Source organism: Halomonas sp. NPDC076908 (assembly GCF_050269715.1).
GTDB lineage: Bacteria > Pseudomonadota > Gammaproteobacteria > Pseudomonadales > Halomonadaceae > Vreelandella.
Window position 1 is genome coordinate 1 of record NZ_JBNNIW010000074.1, and the last position, 4,643, is coordinate 4,643.

The following is a 4,643-nucleotide window of genomic DNA, read 5'->3' on the forward strand; positions in this document are numbered from 1 at the left end:
CCTTCCGCAGTTGCGCTTCGCTTCGTTCGCTGTGGCCAGCTTACGGGAGGACTTGCACCTCCAGGAGTGCGCCCGTGCCGGGCGCACAAAAAAAGGCGGTCCGTAGACCGCCCGCTCCAAGCACTTCCTCTGACCACTCCCTGTGTCAACCTCCTCGAGTAACGTCCCTGCCAGGGCTCACATCACTGTATCACCCGGCGCACCCGATCTTTCATCCCGTTGCATCCTGCCTGAAGCATCCCTGCCTCCCCTAATCCTGAATATATTGTGGCAGAACGCGGCAGCTTCACAACAAGGCCAAAATGCAAAAGGCGAGTCTCAATGACTCGCCTTTTTTTGACATTTATCTTTTAAAACAACAGGTTAAATTTAAATTAGTGGAAAATTTCGTTTTTACCTACCCCTAATAGAGCAAATCTCGTCGGTATTTGTAAGATATCTCTTACAAAATTTTGAGACATCTCTTACAAACCGGCCTAATATTTCGCTCAAAAGAGGCGATTTATTGTCCTTTAATCGCTTTCAAACCAGGGTAGCTTACATTGTCCAGCTCAGCTTCAATGACCAATAAACGGTTGTACTTGGCCACACGGTCAGAGCGGCATAGCGAGCCCGTTTTGATCTGCCCGGCGCAGGTACCCACCGCCAGATCAGCAATGGTGGTATCTTCAGTTTCACCAGAGCGGTGTGAAATAACCGCCGTAAAGCCTGCATCCTGGGCCATTTTGATCGCGTCTAGCGTCTCAGAGAGTGAACCGATCTGATTAAACTTGATCAGGATAGAGTTGCCGATCTGCTCATCAATACCGCGCTTGAGAATCTTGGTGTTGGTGACGAACAGGTCGTCGCCCACCAGCTGTACTTTATCGCCCAGCTTGTTGGTCAGCGCTTTCCAGCCCGCCCAGTCAGATTCATCCATACCGTCTTCGATAGACACGATCGGGTACTCAGCGCACAGACCGGCTAAATAATCAGTAAAGCCTTCAGCATCGTAGCTCTTACCTTCGCCAGAAAGATTGTATTGACCGTCTTTGTAGAATTCTGAAGAAGCACAATCCAAGGCCAAGGTAACGTCTTTACCCAGCTCATAGCCCGCATCTGCGACGGCTTGTTTAATCACCGCCAAGGCATCTGCGTTCGACGCCAGATCAGGTGCGAAGCCGCCTTCATCACCCACTGAGGTGGAAAGACCTTTCGCCAAGAGCACCTTTTTGAGCGCATGGAAAATTTCCGCACCCATGCGTAGCCCTTCACGGAAGTTAGGCGCGCCTACGGGCTGCACCATAAACTCTTGAATATCGACGTTGTTATCCGCGTGCTCACCGCCGTTGATGATATTCATCATCGGTACCGGCATGCTGTACTGGCCCGGCTGACCATATAGCTCGGCAATATGGGCATACAGCGGAACGCCTTTGGCATTAGCAGCCGCTTTGGCGGCCGCTAATGAAACGGCCAGGATTGCGTTCGCACCAAGGTTTGCTTTGTTCTCAGTTCCATCCAGCGCCAGCATGGCGTCATCCAGACCACGCTGATCGCGTGCATCCATACCTAACAGTGCATCACAAATTTTTCCATTGACCGCATCGACTGCTTTCAGCACGCCTTTACCCAGATAGCGTGACTTATCGCCATCGCGTAACTCCAACGCTTCCCGAGAACCGGTCGAGGCACCGCTGGGGGCACAGGCTTCGCCGACAGCGCCACTGGCAAGACGTACGTGCGCCTGCACGGTCGGGTTACCACGTGAATCCAGCACTTCCAACGCACTGATAGCAACAATTTTGGTCATGGCAGTTTCCTTTCCTGTAAGTCAGATAAAGTTATTAAAATGGCGCCCTAGTCAGCAAAACCACTGACTAGCAAAACACGGCTAGCGAATCGTCAGCGGCTCAAATCCTTTTACCAGCGCATCCAACTGAGCGAGCTGCGTTAAGAACGGCTCTAATTGATCCAGCGGCAGCGCACAGGGGCCATCACACTTGGCGTTGTCCGGATCAGGGTGAGCTTCTAAAAACAGCCCAGCTAGGCCAACAGCGACGCCAGCCCGCGCTAATTCGGCAACCTGTGCCCGGCGTCCATCAGCACTGTCCGCACGCCCACCGGGGCGCTGCAGCGCATGAGTGACGTCAAAAAATACCGGGTAGCCGGTTTGCTTCATATCGCCAAAGCCGAGCATATCCACAATCAGGTTGTTGTAACCGAAGCTTGAGCCACGCTCACAGAGCATCAACTGATCGTTACCCGCTTCCTGGAACTTGCTGAGGATATGGCGCATTTCATGGGGTGCCAAAAACTGCGGTTTCTTGATATTGATGACTGCGCCGGTTTTCGCCATGGCGACCACTAAATCGGTTTGGCGAGCCAGAAACGCGGGCAGTTGAATAATGTCGGCGACTTCGGCCGCTGCCTCTGCCTGCCAGGGCTCGTGCACATCAGTGATGATGGGGACGTTATAGCGGGCTTTAATATCGGCCAGAATTTGCAGCCCTTTCTCAATACCGGGGCCACGATAGGAGTGGATCGAACTGCGGTTGGCTTTATCAAAGCTGGCTTTAAAAACGTAGGGCATGCCCAGCTTTTGGGTGACCGTGACATAGGCCTGAGCGACCTCATCGGCAAGCTCAGCAGACTCCAGTACGTTCATGCCACCCAGCAGCATTAGCGGCAATGAATTGCCGGCGGTTAAGCCGGCAACGTTAATATGACGCTCTTGAAACCCCTGTTGAGACCGCTCTTGAGAAGCCATGTTTTGCCCTCTTATTCCTGCGAATTTGCATGCGCGCGACTACGCGCTGTTTTGTGCTCAAGCGCAGCGTTCACAAAGCCCGAGAACAGCGGATGGCCATCACGCGGAGTAGACGTGAACTCCGGGTGGAACTGACAAGCCACATACCAAGGGTGATCCGCCAGTTCAATGACTTCAACCAGTGACTGGTCAACGCTCTTGCCTGAGATAACCAGACCGGCCTTTTCAAGCTCATCAATAAACTGGTTGTTAACCTCAAAGCGGTGGCGGTGGCGCTCAACAATCTCTTCTGACCCATACGCTTCACGCGCCTTGGTGCCCGATTCAAGATGGCACACTTGGCCCCCTAAGCGCATGGTGCCGCCTAAGTCGGACGCCGCATCGCGCAGCTCGATTTTGCCTTCCGGATTCAGCCACTCCGTGATCAACCCCACCACCGGGTGCTGGGTGTCGTGGGTGAACTCGGTCGAGTTGGCGTCTTTCCAACCCGCCACGTTGCGCGCAAACTCAATCACGGCCACCTGCATGCCCAGGCAGATGCCCAGATACGGCACCTTGTTCTCACGGGCGAACTGAGCGGTCATGATTTTGCCTTCTACGCCGCGCTCCCCAAAGCCGCCGGGCACCAGAATAGCGTCTTTGCCTGCCAGGCGCTCAGTGCCGTGACGCTCAATGTCTTCGGAGTCAATATAATCGACGTTGACCTTAATGCGCCCTTGGATACCCGCATGAATCAGCGCTTCATTGAGCGACTTATAGGCATCCAGCAGCTCCATGTATTTACCGACCATGGCGATGCTAATCGACTTAAGCGGATTCAGCTTGGCGTCCAGCACTTTAATCCATTCAGACAGATCAGCCTCAGGTGCTTCAATGCGTAACTTATCGCAGACGATTTCGTCTAAGCCATGCTCGTGAAGCATCAATGGAATGCGATAAATGGTATCGGCATCCTGTAATGGCACGACTGCACGCTCTTCAACGTTGGTGAACAGGGCGATTTTGCGGCGCTCGCTCTCTTCAAGCTCAACTTCGCTGCGGCAAATCAGAATATCGGGCTGGATACCAATCGAGCGCAGCTCTTTGACACTGTGCTGGGTCGGTTTGGTTTTGGTCTCACCCGCCGTTTTAATGTAGGGCACCAGTGTTAAGTGCATAAACAGCGCACGGTTAGCGCCCTGCTCACTACGAATTTGGCGAATAGACTCAAGGAAAGGCAGTGATTCAATATCGCCTACCGTGCCACCAATTTCCACCAGCGCCACATCAAAACCTTCGCCACCCGCGTATACGCGCTGCTTGATCTCATCAGTGATATGCGGAATTACTTGAACGGTACCGCCCAAGTAGTCACCACGGCGCTCTTTACGCAGTACATGTTCGTAAACACGCCCGGTCGTAAAGTTGTTGCGCTGGGTCATCTTGGTGCGAATAAAGCGCTCATAATGCCCGAGATCAAGGTCGGTTTCGGCACCATCTTCTGTGACGAATACCTCACCGTGCTGAAAGGGGCTCATGGTGCCCGGATCCACGTTGATGTACGGGTCGAGCTTGAGCATGGTGACCTTAAGGCCGCGGGCCTCTAGAATCGCCGCCAGCGAGGCGGAGGCGATGCCCTTTCCGAGAGAGGACACAACGCCGCCGGTCACGAAGATATATCGTGTCATGGATAACCTGTCGAATCGTGATCAAAAGGCACGGCAGAAAGCCACGCCAGGATGGGTCGACAGACTAGCAGATTACGACCTAAGGCTCAATTTGAACTGTTCTTCGATTGGCTCGCCTGTATCAAAGGTCGATCGCGAGCTGAAGCTCCCTTATATGGACCCGTCCCGTTGAGCAAGCAAGCCACGAGATGGACACGGATGAGGACTGCACGCTTATATCCGGCCTT

The 4,643-nt window shown here is 53.5% G+C and carries 3 protein-coding genes; all 3 read right to left on the reverse strand.

Annotation, left to right across the window (positions count from 1 at the left end):
• Positions 1-502 precede the first annotated feature (502 nt).
• Complete coding sequence (eno, locus tag ACQKE4_RS20010) at positions 503-1,792, reverse strand: phosphopyruvate hydratase (protein ID WP_427389976.1); 1,290 nt, start codon at positions 1,790-1,792, stop codon at positions 503-505.
• 81 nt (positions 1,793-1,873) lie between these two features.
• A complete protein-coding gene (gene kdsA, locus ACQKE4_RS20015; protein ID WP_427389977.1) occupies positions 1,874-2,749 on the reverse strand; it encodes a 3-deoxy-8-phosphooctulonate synthase in 876 nt (291 codons plus the stop codon).
• 11 nt (positions 2,750-2,760) lie between these two features.
• Positions 2,761-4,416: a CTP synthase gene (locus tag ACQKE4_RS20020; protein WP_427389978.1), complete on the reverse strand. Its 1,656-nt coding sequence runs from the start codon at positions 4,414-4,416 to the stop codon at positions 2,761-2,763.
• Positions 4,417-4,643: the final 227 nt, after the last annotated feature.